Here is a 14,939-nt window from a genome sequence, read left to right on the forward strand (position 1 = left end):
GGCCGCTACTTCTTCGAAGCCGCGGGCGGTGCCACGCTGGGATTGACCGTCATGCCGGGCCGCACGCGCTGCTGGCCCTGCACGATGACCCGCTCGCCGGCCTGCAGGCCGGAAGTGATGGCGACGAGGCCGTCGCGCGCGACGCCGGTCCGGACGCGCTTCTGCTCGACCACGTTCTTGTCGTTGACCACGAACAGGTAGGCGCCGCTCTGGTCCTGGGCGATCGCGGCCTGCGGAACGGCGACCGAGGTCGGGACCTTCTCGCCCTCGATGATGACGCGAACCGTCTGGCCGTCGGTCAGGACGCCGTTCTTGTTGTCGAAGGTGGCGCGCACGATCTGGCCGTCCGTCTTGGCGTCGACGGTGACGTCGATGAAGTCGATCTTGCCTTTCTCCTGGTAGACGGAGCCGTCGGCCAGGCGCAGGCGGACCACGATGCCGGCCGGGTCGGTGCCCGACGTCCGCTTGGCCTCGAGTAGCTCGCGCTGCGTCACCGGAAACAGGACGCGGATCGGATGCTCGCTGACCACGGTGGCCAGCACGCCCGAATCGGGGCTGACGAGGTTGCCGGGGGAGAAGGCGGCGCGGCCGACGCGCCCGTCGATGGGCGACTTGATCTCGGTGTAGGAGAGCTGGAGCTCGGCGTCGCGCAGCTGGGCGTCGGCATCCTCGACCTGCGCCTTGGCCTGGAGCTGCTCGGACAGGCGCTGGTCGTAGGTGACCTGGGTGCCGGTGTTGGAGCGCAGCAGCTCGGCGGCGCGCTTCAGCTGCATCTCGGCGTTGGCGAGGGCCGCGCGCGCGGCGTCGCGCTGGGCCTTCTTCTGGTCGACGGCGGCCTGGTAGGTCTCCGGCTCGATGGTGAAGAGGACCTGGTCCTTCTTGACCTGGTCGCCGTCGGCGAACTTGCGCGGACCGAGGAAGCCCTTCACGCGGGCGCGCAACTCCACCTTGTCGACGGCGGCGACGCGGCCGATGAACTCGGACTGGTCGGCGATCGGCTTCATCTCGGCCGGCTGGACGAGCACGGCCGGCGGCGGACCACCCTGCTGGGCACGTGCAGGCGCCGTGCTGCAGACGGCCCAAAGCGCCGCAGCGACGAGCATCGATGCCGTCGAACGCCGGTTTCTCATCGTCATTTCCCCGCTCAAATCTGGCCCGGGAACACTGCCCCAAATCCCCCAGATGGTCACGGCATTTCAGGCCGATTGGGCCTTGCAAGACCGCGCCTGATCGGAGAGGAGTCGAGGATGCAGGCGTTGCGATGGTTGGCACTCGTATTCGCGGCGGCATGCGCCGTCGCGCCCTTGCATGCCTTGGCACAGACGCAGGCGCCGGCTCAGCCGCCGGTTCAGAATCCCGGCCAGAATTCCGGGCCGGCCGCTCCCGTGCAGACGCCGGGATCGGCCCAGCGCAGCAGTTTCGCCAATCCCGCCGAGTACGACAGCTACATGGCGGCGCTGAACACGAAGGATCCCGCGCGCAAGGCGCAGGCGATGGAAGTGTTCATCGCCTGGTATCCGGGCAGCATCCTGCGCCTCGAGGCGCACGAGCAGGCGATCTCGGCCTGGCAGGCCGCCAACCAGCCGGCCAAGGCCGACGTGCTGGTGGCTCGCCTGCTCCAGATCGATCCCGACAATCTGCGCGCGCTCGCCAACCGCGCCTATGTCGGACGGCTGAAGGCCTCCGGCGGCGAGGCCGCGGCGCTGGCCGGCGCGGTGACGGCGTCCCAGCGCGGTCTCGCCGTGATGCCCAAGTGGCAGAAGCCGGCGCTGCTCGACGATGCCGGGTTCGCGAAGGTCAAGGAGCAGCTGGCGGGTGTCTTCAACGGCGTGCTGGGGTTCGCCGCACTGCAGGAGAAGGACTACGACAAGGCGCGGGTGTACTACCGCGAAGCGGTCGCTGCCGATCCGACCAATCTGCAGGATGTCTATCAATACGCGGTCGCACAGCTGGAGGGCTCGCCCGTCGATGCGCTGGGCTTCTGGTATGGCGCCCGCGCGATCGCCATCGCCCGCGCCGCCAAGAGCGATTCGGCCGCGCAGGACATCGATCGTTATGTCCGCTCGCGCTACCGCGTCTATCGCGGCAGCGAGGAGGGATGGGACGCGATTGTGACGCGCGTCGCCAACGAATCGGCACCCCCGGCCAACTTCAAGAAGTCGATCCCGCGTGCCATGACGCCGCCTGAGCAGGCGCTGCAGGTGCTCGAGGACAACGAGCCCAACAAGTTGACTCCCGCGCAATGGGTGCTGGTGCTACGCCATCGCGACGTGAGCCCCGCCAACAAACGCGCCGCCGAGGCGGTATGGAAAGCGATCGGCGAGAAGCAGGGCGCCTCGCGGCTGAAGATGACCTTCAAGGTGGTGTCGGTCACGCCCGAGCGCATCGAGGGCGCGATCACCGACGAGGCCCAGGCCGGCAACCTCGTGGACATCGAGGTCACGCCGGCGCGTCCGCTGAATCCGCCACCTTCCGTGGGCACCAAGATCGCGATGTTCGGCACGCTGAGCGAATACCGCACCCAGCCGTTCGCGTTCCGCTTCGTGCGGGCGGAACTCGCACCGGAATCGATGCCGGTCGCCGGCGGACAGTGCGCCGATCCGCGGCCGCAGATGTGCACCAAGGATTATCGCCCCGCCTGCGGCCAGCTGCGCGACGGCTCGCGCAAGACCTACGGCAACGCCTGTACCGCCTGCAGCGACCCGCAGGTCGTGAGCCAGGGTGCCGGCGCCTGCCCGTGAGTACTGTGGAGCGGTCATGATGACCGCTCATTGTTCGGCGCTCCCGGACATCGCAAGGCGATGTCCTGGCGCTTGCCGGCCGAGCTTTGCTCGGCCTAATGAGCCATCAAGAGCGGCACGCGGCAGGACGAGATGACCTTGCCGGTCGCGCCGCCGAGGCCGAGGAAGCTCATCATCTGGCCGCGACCGTAGGCGCCCATTACCAGCAGGTCGGCGCCCTTGCCGTGCGTGTAGTCGAGCAGGGCGCGGCCGCGTGCGCGGCCCGACACGGCACCGGGGTCGATCGCGTCGATCACCGTCTTGATGCCATGACGGCCGAGATTGCGCGCGAGGTACGACGCGCCGACATCGTCGGCCTTGGAGCCGACGACCAGCAGGGTGATGGTGCTCGCCTTGGCGAGGAACGGCAGGGCGTATTCGACGGCGCGGGCAGCCTGGAAGCTGCCGTTCCACGCCACGACGATCGAGCCGAAGCCGCCGCTGCCGGCGTTGGGCGGCGCGATCATGACGGCACGGGCGCATTCGTGGATGGCGGCCTCGACGGTGGCGGGCGCGACGTTCTCGGGGTCGGAGCCTGGACGGCCGAGCACCAGGAGGTCCGAGCAGCGTCCCATCGCGACCAGCGTGTCGAGCGTCGCGGTCTCGGCGGCGGTGTAGGTTGAGCCCGTTACGCCTGCGAGCACTTCCTTGTAGGCGCTCTCGGACGCCTTGCTGCGCTCCTCGAGCCGGTCGTCGTCGAGGTTCATGATGAGTGGCATCGCCTCGCCGCTCATCGCGAGGCCGCCGACCGCGCCGCCGGCCGGGCCGACCGGCAGGTGCAGCGCGTCCACGCTGGCGTCGAAGATCGAGGCGACGCGCGCGGCCAGTCGGAACGACATCGCGGCATCGGGGCCGCCTTCGGACACGGCCAGGATCGACTTCAACATGTGGACACTCCCCCAACGGATCTTTCAGGACGCGCGATTAAGAGGCGGCGGCGCGCCCGGTGCAAGCCATGTCTTTCGGTCGGCGGCTTTGCCGCGTCGATCGGGCCCTCAGGCCCGCGCTGCCCGTGCGAGGCCGGTCATGAGATCGGCAACGCCGCCCAGTTCCTGCCCGGCCCTGCGTGCGCCCTGGAGAACCTCGTCGAGCGAGCGGCCGTTGGCCAGCGACGCCGCGCCCCAGAGCAGCGCCGAGCGCATGCCGCTCTTGCAGAAGGCCACCACCCGGACGTCGCCGGATGCCAGCAGGTCGGCCAGCGCGCGCACCTGCTCGGGCGTCGCACGCGGGCCCGAGAACGGCAGGTCGAGGAATTGCAGTCCGGCTGCCTCGGCGGCGGCGCGTAGCTCGGCGGTCCTGGGCTGGCCGAAGAAGGCCTCGCCGTCGGGCCGGTTGTTCACCACGGCGGTGAAGCCCGCGCCGGCAATCTCGGCCATGTCGGCCGGGTCGAGTTGGCCGGAGACGGAAACCCGGTCGTCGACGGCAAGAAGAGAAAGGCTCATGTCGACAACTCGCGTTTGCGGATCCAATGAATGAGAGGCAGGGCCAGGAGCACCATCCAGAGCTTACCCATGACCTGTCCGGCGACATAGTCGAGGCTGCCGAAGGCCAGCCACAGGAACAGGATGCTGTCGGCCACCAGCCCGACGACGCTGCTGGCGAGGACGGCCAGCACCAGCCCGCGCGACTGCAGCGGCGTATAGACCGCGAAGTCGGCGAGCTCGGAAAGCAGGAAAGCGGCGGTCGAGGCGATCAGGAGCTGCGGCGGCGCGACGGCGCCGGACAGCGCCGCGCCGGCCACGATGGCGGCCAGCGTGACGCCGCGACCCAGCCGTCGCTGCACGAGATCGCGCAGCACCAGCGCCAGTCCGATCATCAGCACGCCCGACGGTGCCATCAGCGGCTTGTCGCCGGGACCCCACGGCCACACCGGCACCAGGCAGGGACCCTGCGGCACGCAGACGGCGCCGACATGTCCGATCATCCAGTTGGCGAGCGGGATGCAGGCGACGAACGCGAGGAAGTAGGCGAGGCCTTCGAGCTTGGCCCGCTTGGACGAAATCATGAGCGCGCTCCTAGCAGGTCTGCCGCGCGGCTGGAACCCGGGGGAACCCGCCCGCGATGGTTGCGTTTAAGCGCACACAATCCAGGAGATTTCATGCAGCCCATCGCCCGCCGCTCAATCCTGTTCGGCATTGCCACCCTGTCGGTTCTTCCGGCCACCGCTGCGTTCGCCGTCAACGCCCTGCCGGACGCCCGCTTCGTGGGCTTCGCCCAGGAGTTCAACGACTTCGAGATCGCCTCGGGCCGCCTCGCCCTTGCCAAGTCGAGGAACGAGAACGTCCGCGGCTTCGCGGCCCGCATGGTCGCCGACCAGACCGAGGCCGCGCAGTTTCTCAGCAAGTCGCGGCAGGAAGCCGGCGTCTCCTACGCGCCCGATCCGAGCAACGCGCCGGGCTGGACAGCGACGCTGCAGCGGCTGAACGTGCTGGAGGGTGTCGAATTCGACACCGCCTACGCCAACGCCCAGCTCGCGGCGCACATCGATGCCAACGCACAGTACGGGGCCTACTCCCAGGACGGCGGCAACGGGGCGCTGCGCCGCTATGCCCAGGGCCAGCTTCCGAAGATCCAGCAGAACCTCACCGGCGCCCGTCAGCTGGCCGGCGGCCGCTAACCGCTCAGAGCGAGGATCTTCCCTCGCGCCAGGCAATGAAGCCCCGCTTGCGCAGTGCGCAGGCGGGGCATTCGCCGCAGCCGTATCCCCAGTCGTTCGGCCGCCCGCGCACGCTGTCATAGCAGGTGTGGGTGTGCTCCAGGATGAGCTCGACCAGCGCGCGTCCGCCCAGCTCGTTCGCCAGTCCCCAGGTCTCGGCCTTGTCGAGCCACATCAGGGGTGTGTGCAGCACGAATGCGCGGTCCATGCCGAGGTTGAGCGTTACCTGCAACGCCTTGATCGTATTGTCGCGGCAGTCGGGATAGCCGGAAAAATCGGTCTCGCACATGCCGCCCACCAGGTTGCGGATGTTCCGCCGCCACGCGACCGCCGCGGCGAAGGTGAAGAACAGCAGGTTGCGGCCGGGCACGAAGCTGTTGGGCAGGCCATCCTTCTCCATCGCGAAGGCGACGTCGCGGGTCAGCGACGTGTCGCTGATCTGCCCCAGCACGCCCATGTCGATGAAATGGTCTTCGCCCAGCCTGTCCGCCCATTGGGGAAACTGGCGCCGGACTTCGGCCAGAACCACCAGCCGTTGATCGAGTTCGATCCGGTGCCGCTGGCGATAGTCGAAAGCGACCGTCTCGACATGCGTAAATCGTTCTAGCGCCCAGGCCAGACACGTGGTGGAATCCTGACCGCCGGAGAAGAGGACGAGGGCTGATCGAGCATCGTTCATGAGGGGCTTTATCGCCCGCAACCTCGCTTCGCGCCACCGCGTTGGCTTGTTTACCAGTCCTGCAACCACGGAGGGGGGAACCCATGTTCGTCTCCGATATCCTGTCGCGTAAGGGCGGTCTTGTTTTCACGGTCACGCCCGGCACCACGGTCGGCCAGATTGCCCAGCAGCTGAGCACGCGCCGCATCGGCTCGGTGCTGGTCCTCGACGCCGACAGCGCCGTCGCCGGCATCGTGTCGGAGCGCGATCTCGTCCAGGCTTTTGCCGGCCACGGCGCGGCGGCGCTGGCGTTCGAGGCGCAGGCCGTCATGACGCGCGAGGTCGTGACCTGCGATCCCGACGATTCGATCGACGAGATCATGGAGATCATGACCCGTGGCCGCTTCCGCCACCTTCCGGTGGTGCGGCACGGCGAACTGCTGGGGCTGATCTCGATCGGCGACGTGGTGAAGGCGCGGCTGGAAGAAGCGCGCCATGAAACCGAGGCGCTGCGCGCCTACATCGTCGCCGGCTAGCGCAACGCTTAAGTTCGTGGACGATCTCCGCTAGGGTCCGGCCGGACCCTGGGCGGAGATCGCATGTCATTACCCCTGCAAGGCAAAGTCGCGCTGGTGACGGGCGCGGGCAAGAATATCGGCCGCACGATCGCGCTCACCCTGGCGCGCGATGGCGCGTCGATCGTGGTCAACGGCCGCTCGGACAAGGCGGCGGTCGACGCGGTGGTCGCGGAAATCGAGGCGGCCGGCGGCAAGGCGATGGCCGCGATGGGCGACGTGTCCGATCCCGCGGTGCCGCCGCGCCTCGCGGCCGAGGCGGCGGCGAAGTTCGGCGGCGTCGACATCCTGGTCAGCAATGCCGGGCTGCGCCGCCAGACCTCCTTCCTGGACATGTCGTTCGACGAATGGCGCGAGATCATGTCGGTCGCGCTCGACGGCGCCTTCCTGCTGGGCAAGGCGATCGTGCCGCAGATGGTGGCGCGCGGTGGTGGTGCCTTCGTGGCGCTGTCCGGCATCTCCACCCATGTCGGCACGCCCAACCGCTGTCACGTATCGGCCTCGAAGTCGGGCCTCGAAGGCCTGATGCGGGCACTGGCGGTTGAACTGGCGCCGCACAAGATCACCTGCAACGCGCTGGCGCCGGGCGCCATCGATACGACGCGCGGCGCTTCGGCCGGCGCCGCGCCGCCCTACCGCGTTAACCGGCCCATTCCGCTGAAGCGCTTCGGCACGGTCGAGGAGATCGCCGCCATGGTGCGGCTGCTGGTCGGGCCGGAAGGCACCTTCATCACCGGCCAGACGATCCATGTGAACGGCGGCGAGTTCCTGACGTGAGGAACCTGATCACTGACGTTCCCGGCGTGCTGGTCGGCAACGCCCAGGACATGCGCGCCGCCACGGGCGCCACCGTCGCGATCTTCGAGCAGGGCGCAATCGCCAGCCTCTCGACCCTGGGCGGCGCGCCGGGCGATCGCATGGCCACCTCGCTCGAACCGGAAATGGTCGGCCAGGCAATCGACGCCGTCGTCCTGTCGGGCGGCTCGGTCTACGGGCTCGATGCCGCCGGCGGCGCGTCGGCCGTGTTGTGCCAACGCGGCCAGGGCCGGACCTTCGGCGGCCTTGCCATCCCGGTCGCGGTGCAGGCCATCCTGTTCGACCTGATCAACGGCGGCGAAAAGGACTGGATGCGCGAGCCGGTGAAGCACAAGCCGCCCTACTGGGATCTCGGCCGCGATGCCGCGCTGGTGGCCGCGCATGAGTTCGCGCTGGGCACGGCCGGCGCCGGCGTCGGTGCGACCACGGCCGGCCTGAAGGGTGGGCTGGGTTCGACCAGTGCGAAGACCAGCCAGGGGTTCACCGTAGGCGCGCTTGTCGCAGTGAACGCGGTCGGCGCGGCCACGATCGGCAGCGGGCCGCATTTCTGGGCCGGCGCCTACGAACAGGGCGACGAGTTCGGCGGCCTGGGCTGGCCTGCGAAGCTGCCCGACGATGCGCTCAAGCTGCGCTTCAAGGGCCAGCCGCTGCCGGTCACGGCCACCACCATTGCGCTGGTCGCCACCGATGCGACCCTCACAAAGGCGGAGTGCAAGCGGCTCGCCATCATGGCGAACGACGGGCTGTCGAAGTCGCTGCGTCCGGTTCATGCGCCCAACGACGGCGACACGGTATTCGCCGCGGCGACCGGCAAGGCGGGCCGCGGCGGCGATCCGCCGATCCTCACGGAACTCGGCACGGTGGCCGCCGACTGCCTCGCGCGCGCGGTGGCACGCGGCGTCTACGAGGCGACGGCGCTGCCGTTTCCCGGCGCGGTGCCCGACTGGAAGACGAAGTTCGGAGGCGGACGGCGATGAGTTACCTGGTCGTCTTCGTGGGTGCCGGCATCGGCGGCGCGGCGCGCCATGGCATGAATATCTGGGTGGCGCGGCTGCTGGGCTCGCACTTCCCCTGGCACACGCTGGTGATCAACATCCTGGGCTCGATCGTGATGGGCCTGATCACCGGCTGGTTCGCCGAACGGATCGGTGCAGCCGGGCACCTGCGGCTGTTCCTCGCCACCGGCATCATGGGCGGCTTCACGACCTTCTCCGCCTTCTCGCTCGACGCGGTGCTGCTGTGGGAGCGGCATGAATATCTGATGGCGGCGCTCTATGTCGGCGGCTCGGTCGCCGGCGCGATCGCGGGCCTCGCGGCCGCCCTCTGGATCATGGGCAAGGCGCTGGCGTGAGCCAGCCCGAGATGTTCGACGTCGTCGTGCTGGGCGGCGGCGCCGCGGGGCTGATGTGCGCGATGCGGGCCGGCCAGCGCGGCCGCAAGGTCCTGCTGCTCGACCATGCCGAGAAGGTCGGCAAGAAGATCCTGATCTCGGGCGGCGGGCGCTGCAACTTCACCAACCTCGACGCTCGGCCGGAGGCGTTTCTTTCGGCCAATCCGCACTTCTGCAAATCCGCATTGGCGCGTTACACCCAGCACGACTTCATCGAGCTGGTGAACAAACACCGCATCGCCTGGCACGAGAAGACGCTCGGCCAGCTCTTCTGCGACGGCTCGGCGCGACAGATCGTGGCGATGCTGCTCGACGAATGCGCCGCCGTGGGCGTCGACGTGCGGGTCGCGCACAAGGTCACGCGTGTCGAGAAGTCCGATCGCTTCACGGTCGCGACGGACCACGGCGATTTTTCCGCTGCCTCTGTCGTTCTGGCGACCGGCGGCCTTTCGATCCCGAAGATGGGTGCGACCGGCTTTGCGCACGAGGTGGCGCGTCACTTCAAACTGCGCGTCACCGAGACGCGGCCGGCTCTCGTGCCGCTTACGCTGCCCGTACCTGAGATCAGCGGCGTGGCGCTCGATGTCGAGGCGCGCTGCGGCCGCGCCCGCTTTCGCGAGGCGCTGCTGTTCACCCATCGCGGCCTGTCGGGCCCGGCGATCCTTCAAGTCTCGTCCTACTGGAAGCCCGGTCAGGAGATCGTGGTCGACCTTCTGCCCGATCTCGATGCCGCGTCGTTCCTGAAGGAACGCAAGCGCACACGACCCAAGGCCGAGCTGCGCACCATCCTGGCGGAAATCATGCCGCAGCGGCTGGCGCAAAGCCTCGCGCCCGAAGGCATCATGGCCAACCAGCGCGACCGCGATCTCGACGCGCTCACGCACCGGCTCAAGCTCTGGACGTTCGTGCCGAACGGCACCGAGGGCTACGCGAAGGCCGAGGTCACGCTGGGCGGCATCGACACCGACGGCCTCTCCTCGAAGACGATGGAAGCGCAGAAGGTCCCCGGCCTCTACGCGATCGGCGAGGCCGTCGACGTCACGGGGTGGCTCGGCGGCTACAATTTCCAATGGGCCTGGTCGTCGGGTTGGGTGGCCGGCGAGGCCGTGTGAGGTTCCCGCAGGGAGGCGGTTGGTGTCATTCGGAACGATACTGCAGATCGCCTATGTGACCGGCGCCCTTGTTTGTCTGTATTTCTGGCTCCGAGGGCTTCTGGAGATCCGGGCGGCGCGTCGGGAACCGGCCAGCCTCCTGGCTGACAAGAGCTTCCGCGCGATCTATCGCGCGAAACCGGAAGACTATTTCGGTCGAGGCCGCGAGACTGTTTTGCGTGCGCAGAGGAGTTGGCGCTTGGCGCTGATCAGCGGCTTCATCGCCGCTCTTCTCGGTGCTTTTTCCCAAGTCTTGGGCCGTTGATTGGCCTACGCGGTGTGATCGGCTTCGCGCCAGTGACCCAGATAACTCTTTCTCAAGTGGGATCGCGAGGTCTTGCTGGTTGAGGCACCCGATCGGGGTGAACATCTCCTCGACGAGGAACGGTGAGAGGTCGCGATGGCTCGTCGAGGATCAGCAGGCACGGTTCACCCATCAGCCCGCAGCCGATCGTCCGAATCTGCTTCACGCCGCCGCTGATTGCCCGTGCCGAAATCCCGGACGTCAGTAGTAGGCTTTCTCCGATTTTGGCGGATCAATGGTGACAGAAGTCAAACGCTCTTCGCCGGGTCCGCTACGGACGCGATTGCGGATATTGTGTTCCAGCACGGAAAGCTCCGATGCGGCGAAAAAATCGTCGCGATCCTCGCCGGCTTCGAAGTAGCGACCGAGATCGCATCGGCTGAAATCACCGAGGAAGATTGCCGACATTTCCGAACCATGGTTCTTCAGAAACGCGAAAGGCCGGCCATCCTTGCGCAGAAGAAGATCGATCAGCCTGATTGCCTTGTAGATCAGCGAACTGTCATGAAACAGGACTGCCGAATCTGTCTTCATCATCGGCAGGGCCCACAGGAAATCGCGGAAGCAGGCCTGGTCAGTATGCTCGCCGTCGATGAAAGCGAGATCAAACCGGCGATCCGACGACGGCAGCGTGTCGATTGGCCCATCGTGAGTCGTCAGCTTCGTCGTTGCCAGTCCCGCCTCGTGCAGGCGGTCGAGCATCGATTGGGTGGTGATGCCGGCATAGTCGAACAGAGCGCCGCGTTCATCGGGCAGGGTCTTGCCGCGCTCGTCTATGGAAAGGATCGATGTGCAGGCTGGGTCCCTGAGAAAGGGCGCCAGGCTGCCGCCGAGAAACGACCCAATTTCCAGGTAGTCGTAGCAGGGCGCGAAGTCACCAATCAGCCGCTGCGCAGCAAGAAGGAACTCCTTGTCGCGGATGCTGCTCTGCGACTCGATGGGAAAGAGGAGAGCAATTTCGGAAATTTTCGGCATTGTGACGAACCACCAGCGAAGCAACCAAGGAGCAGGCCGATGGCATGGGGGAAAGCATCGTGCAACGCAAGCCATGTCCGGTTCGGGGCAAGCGCTACAGGTCGCATTTGGCGACACTGCAGGCCAAGTCCGTAGTGATCCGAAAACGAAGATCGAAGGCCGAGTTCGCGACCTTGCGATGTTCAATTTGGCGATCGACAGCAAGCTTCTTGGCTGCGGCGTTGTCGCCATCCGGGTCGAGGCAGTCAGTGCCCGAGATAGCTGCGCCGAAGGTCGGGATCGCGGGCGAGGTCGGCGGCGCTGCCTGAGAGCGCAATGCGGCCGTTCTCCAGCACATAGGCACGATGGGCGAGGGCGAGCGACTGCACGACGTTCTGCTCGACCAGCAGGATCGCGAGCCCCTGCCGGTTGAGCCGCCCGATCAGGCCGAACATCTCCTCGACGAGCAGCGGCGAGAGGCCGAGCGACGGCTCGTCGAGGATCAGCAGACGCGGCTCGCCCATCAGCCCGCGGCCGATCGCCAGCATCTGCTGCTCGCCGCCCGACAGCGTGCCGGCCGATTGCGTCAACCGCTCGCGCAGGCGCGGGAAGATCTCCAGGACGCGCTCCAGGTTGGCGGCGCGGTGGGGCTTGCCGCGGCGATAGCTGCCGAGCTCGAGATTGTCGCGCACCGACAGGTTGGGAAAGACGCGCCGACCCTCCGGCACCTGAACCAGTCCCGCTTTGACGATGTGCATGGAAGAGGCGCCCGTGATCTCCTCGCCCTCGAAGCGGATCGAGCCGCCGAACGGGCGGTAGAGCCCGGAGACATTGTTGTTGAGCGTCGACTTGCCCGCGCCGTTGCTGCCCAGCAGGGCCACGATCTCGCCGGGGCCCACGGCGAGGTCGACGCCGCGCAGCACTTCGATGGGACCGTAGCCTGCGCGCAGGGCCGCGACCTCAAGCACGCAGCACCTTGGCGGCGCCGTGGCCGAGATAGGCTTCGATGACCTGTTCGTCGTCGGCGATGGAAGCCGGTGTGCCCTCGGCGATCATGCGGCCCTGGTTCAGCACGTAGACGCGCTCGGCGAGCGAGGTCACCGCCTGCATGACATGCTCGATCAGCAGGATGGTGACGCCTGCTTCTCGGATGTTGCGGATGACGCCCACGATCTCGACGATCTCCGTCGGATTGAGACCGGCCATCACCTCGTCGAGCAGGAGCAGCCGCGGTCCCGTGGCGAGGGCGCGCGCCAGTTCGAGCCGCTTGCGGCCGGCGACCGTGAGATCGGCGCCGCGCTGGTCGAGCTGGTCCTTCATGCCGACCAGCGCCGCCACCGCCTCGGCCTCGCGCGCGGCGAGCCGGCGGTCGGCCGTGTGCAGATAGGCGCCGACCATGATGTTCTCGCGCACGCTGATGCCCGCGAAGGGCTGCGTGATCTGGAAGGTGCGGACCATGCCGGCGGCGCAGATCCGGTGCGGCGCGAGGCCGGTGACGGGCTTGCCCTCGAAGGAAACAGTGCCGGCATCGGGGCGGTGGAAGCCCGCGATGGTGGCGAACAGCGTGGTCTTGCCGGCGCCGTTCGGCCCGATCAGGCCCACGATCTCGCCGCACGCCACGTCGAGCGAAGCGCGGTCCACGGCCTTGAGGCCGCCGAAACTCTTGGAGACCTCGCGCACCTCAAGCATGGCGAGGCCTCCGGCGGAACAGACTCATCAGCCCATCGGGCAGGCGCGCCACGATCAGGATCAGCATGATGCCGTAGACGACGAGGCTGAGCGGCTGGACGTTCTTGAGGGCCGGTACGACGCTGGCGAGCCACCGCGTCACCTCGTTGATGCCCATCAGCGTGAAGGACCCGATCAGCGGCCCGAAGATCGTGCCCGCGCCGCCGACCATGCTGACCAGCAGCATCTCGACCGACTTGTCGACGCCGAAGGCGATGCCGGGATCGATGTAGAGGTATTTCTGCGCATAAAAGGTCCCGCCGGCCGCGCACATCGCGCCCGACAGGGTGAGCACCTTCACCTTCTCGGCGAAGACGTCGATGCCCAGCGCCCGCGCCGCGTCCTCGTTCTCGCGGATCGCCACCAGCCGCGCGCCGAAGCGGCTGCGCGTGAGCTGCCAGGCGATCAGCAGCGACACGATGCAGAGCAGCAGGGCGAGGTAGTAGACCCAGATCGGGTCCTTGAACTGGAAGTTGATCGGCCGCGGATCGGCCTTGATCAGCATGCCGAGGCCGCCCTTGGTGAAGGGCACGGAGTTGGCGAGGATGCGGAAGACCTCGGCGAAGGCCAGCGTGATCAGCGCGAAATAGGAGCCCCGCAGCCCGGCCCGGAAGGACAGCACGGCGATCACCCAGCCAACCGCTCCGCCTGCCGCCATGGCGATCGGCCAGGCGAGCCATGGGTTCCAGCCGTAGGTCACCTGCAGGATTGTCGAGGTGTAGGCGCCGGTACCGAAGAACACGACGTGGCCGAACGAGGTCTGTCCGGCAAAGCCGCCGGCGATGTTCCAGGACTGGCCGATGAAGGCGGTGAAGAAGACCAGCATGCCGATGGTGACGAGATAGTTCGGCACAAGCAGCGGGTAGGCGATCGCGGCCGTGAGGCCCATGCCGCACAGGAGGAGAGGCCGGTTCACGCCTTGCTCCCGAACAGGCCGGTGGGCTTCAGCAGCAGGATCAGGATGAAGATGAGCGAGATGCCGATCTGGCCGAGCTGCTCGCCCAGAAAGAGTCCGCCCAGCGATTCGGTGATGCCGATGAGGAAGCCGCCGACCGCCGCGCCCGCGAAGCTTCCCATGCCGCCCAGCACGACGATGGTGAAGGCCACCAGCACGAAGGCGTGCCCGGACGACGGCGTCACGTAGTACGTCGGCATCAGCAGGCACGCCGCGGCACCGAGGCAGGCGATGCCGATGCCGTAGGAGACCGCGAAGACGTTCTCGACGTCGATGCCGACCAGCCGCGCGCCCTGTCGCTCCTTGGCGACGGCGCGGATCGCCTTGCCCATGTCGCTGCGCGCCATGTAGACGCCGAGGGCGGCGCAGATCACCAGCGAGGCGCCGAACGAGATGATCTTGGGCAGCGGCAGGAACGCCGCACCGATCTCGACGAAGGTGCCGGCATAGGGCACGTCGATGGTCTGCGTGTCGCCGCCGAAGAACAGCAGCGCGACATTGTCGATCACGATCGAGAGGCCGAGCGTAATCAGCAGGATATTCTCGTCGCGGCCGTGACTGTAGCGGCCGATCAGCAGACGGTAGAGCACGAAGCCCAGGCCGAACGCTCCCGCGGTTACGACCGGCAGCGCTGCATAGGGGTCGATGCCGATCAGTCGCCACAGGTAGAAGACGGCGTACATGGCCAGCATCAACAGGCTGCCATGGGCGAAATTGATGATGTGCAGCACGCCGTAGATCAGCGTGAGGCCGACCGCGACCAGCACGTAGATGCCGCCGGCCAGAAGGCCGTTCAGGATACCCGCGAAGAGAAAGGCGGGATCGAACACGCCTTCAGCGTCCCATACCCCTCATCCTGAGCGACCGTCGTGAGGGTCAAGCGTTTGCCCATGGCTTTTTGTCCCTGAGGATTGCGTTGAGGATGGTCACGAGCTTGCGCATGCAGGCGACGATGGCGACCTTTGCGGGCTT

The 14,939-nt window shown here is 67.4% G+C and carries 18 protein-coding genes and 1 pseudogene; 8 read left to right on the top strand and 11 right to left on the bottom strand.

The features are described from left to right. Positions 1-5: 5 nt before the first annotated feature. Entirely contained in the window at positions 6-1,130 is a 1,125-nt protein-coding gene (locus LJ725_RS16240; protein WP_230551686.1) for an efflux RND transporter periplasmic adaptor subunit, read from the bottom strand. Between the two features lie 117 nt (positions 1,131-1,247). Here LJ725_RS16240 and LJ725_RS16245 point away from each other — a divergent pair, with 117 nt between their 5' ends. Further along, the gene (locus LJ725_RS16245) at positions 1,248-2,741 is read left to right on the top strand and encodes a tetratricopeptide repeat protein (protein ID WP_230551687.1); all 1,494 of its coding nucleotides are present in this window, start codon (positions 1,248-1,250) and stop codon (positions 2,739-2,741) included. A gap of 95 nt (positions 2,742-2,836) precedes the next feature. Here LJ725_RS16245 and LJ725_RS16250 read toward each other — a convergent pair whose 3' ends face one another. The 3 genes from LJ725_RS16250 to LJ725_RS16260 form a co-directional block, all read right to left on the bottom strand. Continuing rightward, entirely contained in the window at positions 2,837-3,667 is an 831-nt protein-coding gene (locus LJ725_RS16250) for a universal stress protein (protein WP_230551688.1), read from the bottom strand. 108 nt (positions 3,668-3,775) lie between these two features. After that, the gene (locus tag LJ725_RS16255) at positions 3,776-4,222 is read right to left on the bottom strand and encodes a TIGR01244 family sulfur transferase (protein WP_230551689.1); all 447 of its coding nucleotides are present in this window, start codon (positions 4,220-4,222) and stop codon (positions 3,776-3,778) included. Beyond that, positions 4,219-4,785 (bottom strand): VUT family protein, encoded by a 567-nt coding sequence (locus LJ725_RS16260; protein WP_230551690.1) that lies wholly within the window; start codon positions 4,783-4,785, stop codon positions 4,219-4,221. Before LJ725_RS16260 ends, LJ725_RS16255 begins: the two co-directional genes overlap by 4 nt. 93 nt (positions 4,786-4,878) lie before the next feature. On the opposite strand from LJ725_RS16260, the gene LJ725_RS16265 reads away from it, so the two are divergent. Further along, a complete protein-coding gene (locus LJ725_RS16265; protein WP_230551691.1) occupies positions 4,879-5,397 on the top strand; it encodes a DUF4142 domain-containing protein in 519 nt (172 codons plus the stop codon). A 4-nt stretch (positions 5,398-5,401) separates the two neighbouring features. On the opposite strand, the gene queC is transcribed toward LJ725_RS16265, so the two are convergent. Continuing rightward, positions 5,402-6,115 (bottom strand): 7-cyano-7-deazaguanine synthase QueC, encoded by a 714-nt coding sequence (gene queC / locus LJ725_RS16270; protein WP_230551692.1) that lies wholly within the window; start codon positions 6,113-6,115, stop codon positions 5,402-5,404. Between the two features lie 83 nt (positions 6,116-6,198). Here queC and LJ725_RS16275 point away from each other — a divergent pair, with 83 nt between their 5' ends. The 6 genes from LJ725_RS16275 to LJ725_RS16300 all read left to right on the top strand — a co-directional run bounded on the left by LJ725_RS16275 (position 6,199) and on the right by LJ725_RS16300 (position 10,291). Then, complete coding sequence (locus tag LJ725_RS16275; RefSeq protein WP_230551693.1) at positions 6,199-6,630, top strand: CBS domain-containing protein; 432 nt, start codon at positions 6,199-6,201, stop codon at positions 6,628-6,630. Positions 6,631-6,693: 63 nt separating this feature from the next. Continuing rightward, positions 6,694-7,446 (top strand): SDR family NAD(P)-dependent oxidoreductase, encoded by a 753-nt coding sequence (locus LJ725_RS16280; protein WP_230551694.1) that lies wholly within the window; start codon positions 6,694-6,696, stop codon positions 7,444-7,446. Beyond that, a complete protein-coding gene (locus LJ725_RS16285) occupies positions 7,443-8,462 on the top strand; it encodes a P1 family peptidase (RefSeq protein ID WP_230551695.1) in 1,020 nt (339 codons plus the stop codon). The genes LJ725_RS16280 and LJ725_RS16285 overlap by 4 nt, the downstream gene beginning before the upstream one ends. Then, the gene (gene crcB, locus LJ725_RS16290; RefSeq protein WP_230551696.1) at positions 8,459-8,836 is read left to right on the top strand and encodes a fluoride efflux transporter CrcB; all 378 of its coding nucleotides are present in this window, start codon (positions 8,459-8,461) and stop codon (positions 8,834-8,836) included. The genes LJ725_RS16285 and crcB overlap by 4 nt, the downstream gene beginning before the upstream one ends. A gap of 11 nt (positions 8,837-8,847) precedes the next feature. Continuing rightward, entirely contained in the window at positions 8,848-9,987 is a 1,140-nt protein-coding gene (locus LJ725_RS16295; protein ID WP_230551714.1) for a BaiN/RdsA family NAD(P)/FAD-dependent oxidoreductase, read from the top strand. Between the two features lie 22 nt (positions 9,988-10,009). Continuing rightward, positions 10,010-10,291: a hypothetical protein gene (locus LJ725_RS16300; protein WP_230551697.1), complete on the top strand. Its 282-nt coding sequence runs from the start codon at positions 10,010-10,012 to the stop codon at positions 10,289-10,291. 240 nt (positions 10,292-10,531) lie between these two features. On the opposite strand, the gene LJ725_RS16305 is transcribed toward LJ725_RS16300, so the two are convergent. The 6 genes and pseudogenes from LJ725_RS16305 to LJ725_RS16330 all read right to left on the bottom strand — a co-directional run. Beyond that, a complete protein-coding gene (locus LJ725_RS16305) occupies positions 10,532-11,305 on the bottom strand; it encodes a class I SAM-dependent methyltransferase (protein ID WP_230551698.1) in 774 nt (257 codons plus the stop codon). 245 nt (positions 11,306-11,550) lie between these two features. Continuing rightward, positions 11,551-12,252 (bottom strand): ABC transporter ATP-binding protein, encoded by a 702-nt coding sequence (locus LJ725_RS16310; RefSeq protein ID WP_230551699.1) that lies wholly within the window; start codon positions 12,250-12,252, stop codon positions 11,551-11,553. Then, entirely contained in the window at positions 12,245-12,973 is a 729-nt protein-coding gene (locus LJ725_RS16315; protein ID WP_230551700.1) for an ABC transporter ATP-binding protein, read from the bottom strand. The genes LJ725_RS16310 and LJ725_RS16315 overlap by 8 nt, the downstream gene beginning before the upstream one ends. After that, on the bottom strand, positions 12,966-13,928 hold the full coding sequence (locus tag LJ725_RS16320) for a branched-chain amino acid ABC transporter permease (protein WP_230551701.1): 963 nt from the start codon (positions 13,926-13,928) through the stop codon (positions 12,966-12,968). Before LJ725_RS16320 ends, LJ725_RS16315 begins: the two co-directional genes overlap by 8 nt. Further along, positions 13,925-14,797: a branched-chain amino acid ABC transporter permease gene (locus LJ725_RS16325; protein WP_230551702.1), complete on the bottom strand. Its 873-nt coding sequence runs from the start codon at positions 14,795-14,797 to the stop codon at positions 13,925-13,927. The genes LJ725_RS16320 and LJ725_RS16325 overlap by 4 nt, the downstream gene beginning before the upstream one ends. Positions 14,798-14,843: 46 nt before the next feature. Continuing rightward, positions 14,844-14,939 (bottom strand): annotated as a pseudogene (locus LJ725_RS16330) (IS110 family transposase); the annotation flags it as partial.

Origin of the sequence: Reyranella aquatilis (assembly GCF_020880995.1) — a bacterium.
Taxonomy (GTDB): Bacteria; Pseudomonadota; Alphaproteobacteria; order Reyranellales; family Reyranellaceae; genus Reyranella; species Reyranella aquatilis.

What these genes read in the sequence shown, in the direction of transcription:
- LJ725_RS16240 (WP_230551686.1), bottom strand. Translation starts at nt 1,130, where the DNA reads ATGAGAAACCGGCGTTCGACGGCATCGATGCTCGTCGCTGCGGCGCTT.
- LJ725_RS16245 (WP_230551687.1), top strand. Translation starts at nt 1,248, where the DNA reads ATGCAGGCGTTGCGATGGTTGGCACTCGTATTCGCGGCGGCATGCGCC.
- LJ725_RS16250 (WP_230551688.1), bottom strand. Translation starts at nt 3,667, where the DNA reads ATGTTGAAGTCGATCCTGGCCGTGTCCGAAGGCGGCCCCGATGCCGCG.
- LJ725_RS16255 (WP_230551689.1), bottom strand. Translation starts at nt 4,222, where the DNA reads ATGAGCCTTTCTCTTCTTGCCGTCGACGACCGGGTTTCCGTCTCCGGC.
- LJ725_RS16260 (WP_230551690.1), bottom strand. Translation starts at nt 4,785, where the DNA reads ATGATTTCGTCCAAGCGGGCCAAGCTCGAAGGCCTCGCCTACTTCCTC.
- LJ725_RS16265 (WP_230551691.1), top strand. Translation starts at nt 4,879, where the DNA reads ATGCAGCCCATCGCCCGCCGCTCAATCCTGTTCGGCATTGCCACCCTG.
- queC (WP_230551692.1), bottom strand. Translation starts at nt 6,115, where the DNA reads ATGAACGATGCTCGATCAGCCCTCGTCCTCTTCTCCGGCGGTCAGGAT.
- LJ725_RS16275 (WP_230551693.1), top strand. Translation starts at nt 6,199, where the DNA reads ATGTTCGTCTCCGATATCCTGTCGCGTAAGGGCGGTCTTGTTTTCACG.
- LJ725_RS16280 (WP_230551694.1), top strand. Translation starts at nt 6,694, where the DNA reads ATGTCATTACCCCTGCAAGGCAAAGTCGCGCTGGTGACGGGCGCGGGC.
- crcB (WP_230551696.1), top strand. Translation starts at nt 8,459, where the DNA reads ATGAGTTACCTGGTCGTCTTCGTGGGTGCCGGCATCGGCGGCGCGGCG.
- LJ725_RS16295 (WP_230551714.1), top strand. Translation starts at nt 8,848, where the DNA reads ATGTTCGACGTCGTCGTGCTGGGCGGCGGCGCCGCGGGGCTGATGTGC.
- LJ725_RS16305 (WP_230551698.1), bottom strand. Translation starts at nt 11,305, where the DNA reads ATGCCGAAAATTTCCGAAATTGCTCTCCTCTTTCCCATCGAGTCGCAG.
- LJ725_RS16315 (WP_230551700.1), bottom strand. Translation starts at nt 12,973, where the DNA reads ATGCTTGAGGTGCGCGAGGTCTCCAAGAGTTTCGGCGGCCTCAAGGCC.